Source organism: Mycobacterium sp. ABE4_509 (assembly GCF_056160785.1).
Genome location: NZ_JBSWXU010000285.1, coordinates 1 through 1,841, shown reverse-complemented (window position 1 = coordinate 1,841; position 1,841 = coordinate 1). Strand labels below are relative to the sequence as shown.

Genomic DNA, 1,841 nt, shown 5'->3' with positions numbered 1-1,841 from the left:
CGAGTTGGCCGGTGCGCAGGTCGATTTTGGGTTGGTAGACGATGGTCAGGTCGCGCTGGTCGATGGCGTGGCGCAGTTCACCGAGCAGGCGCGCCGCCTCCGGTTCGGAAGCCATAGTCGGGGCATCGTCGGAACCCGGAACCTGCGCCATCTCCGGTGAGAACGTACAGAGTTCCCTCGATCGAAAGCGTTTGGCGGTACCCATCGCGACATCGGCCTGCTTGAGCAGTTCGTCGGCCGAGACGGCGGCATCGGCGTCGGCGAGGGCCAGCCCGGCGCTTGGACGCATCCGTAGGTCGCGGCCGTCGAGGACGAACGGCTGATCGAACGCCTCCACCACACGCTGGGCCACCGCGCGGCAGGTCTCGGAATCGCCTTCCATCAGCACGGCGAACTCGTCTCCGCCGACGCGGGCGACGGTGTCGCCGGGGCGGATGCAGTCGGCGATGCGGTGGCCGGCGGCGATGAGCAGGGTGTCGGCGGCGGCCGGGCCCAGGCTGTCGTTGACGAGTTTGAAGTCGTCGAGGTCGAGGGAGATCACGGCCACGGATCGGTCGTCGCGGGCGCGCAGGGTCATCGCATGGGCGAGCCGGTCGGAGAACAGTGCGCGGTTGGCCAGTCCGGTCAGCGGGTCGCGCAGTGCCTGCTCGGCGGCCGCGGCCAGCAACCGCCGGTTCTCCCACGCCGCCAGCGACTGCCGCACCACGATCAGGGTCATCAGCACTGGGACGCCGATCTGCAGCGGGCCGGTCAGGATGGCGGCCGGGCCGATGGTGCCGGCGATGAGCAGCGGTGCATAGGGCACCCACAGCGACGCGGACGGCGGTACGTCGTCCGGTGTCTGCTGCTCTGAGTGCGAATGCCTGCTCAGCAACGCCGCGGCGGCGAACAGCACCAACGCCAGAACCCAGCCGATGTCGATGAGGACACCGGTGTCGTACCGGCCGATCGCGGTCAGGTAGGCGAACACGATGTCGGAGGCCGCGGTCAGCACGACGGCCGCGAACAGCAGCCACATCACGCTGCGCTGCCCGGTCCGGGCGCCGGCGACGAGCAATACGGCCACCATGATGGTGGCCACGTCGAGCAGCGGGTAGATCAGCGCGAAGAAGATGTCGGCGGTGCCCTCACCGGCGCCGCGGTACACGTCCTCCAGCGCCAGCACCCACAACAACAGCAGCAGAGCGACCGCCACGATCAGCGCGTCGGTGAGCATCCGCAGCCGGGAACGCTCGGACTGTTTGCGCGGGAACCGGGTCATCGCCACCAGGACCAGCGCGGAGGCGAGGACGTAGAACAGGTCGGCCGGCGACGGGAACGGGCTGCGGTGCAGCACCAGTTCGTAGAACGCCCACGTCAGGTCGCCCGCACCCCAGCAGGCCAGCGCCACCGCCAGGATCGACCAGGCCACCCGGGCGCGCCCGGCGGCCGCCCGGGCGGCCAGCACGGTGCACACCGTCGCGTAGCCGGCGAACGCCACGAAACCCAGCGAGTCCACGACCACGACCACATCCGGTCCGCCCCAGCCGAACGTCAGCCACAGCCCCAGGAGCAGGCAACCGGCAGCTGAGAGCGCAATCGGCAGCGCCGATCGTGGCAGCCGCCGTCGTGTCTGCACCGCGCCATCCTCATGAATTAGCTGTGGGCCTAACCTCACGGCTAATCCTGCACCTCGAACGGTTCGGGCAGCGGAATTCCGCAGATTCTGACGCAGCGTTAAGTTTCTCGCACCGCCACGGCGTCCGCGCCGGCGAGTTGGGTGATGGCGGTGGCGGTGGTGGGTTTGCCGTAGTGGTAGCCCTGGGCGATGTCGCAGTGGTGGTTGGTCAGCCAGGTGGCGG

The 1,841-nt window shown here is 69.3% G+C and carries 1 protein-coding gene; it reads right to left on the bottom strand.

From position 1 onward, the window contains the following. The coding region (locus tag ACXAID_RS27980; RefSeq protein ID WP_475025418.1) for a diguanylate cyclase domain-containing protein at positions 1 to 1,618 on the bottom strand (1,618 nt) is incomplete at its 3' end. Between the last annotated feature and the right edge of the window lie 223 nt (positions 1,619 to 1,841).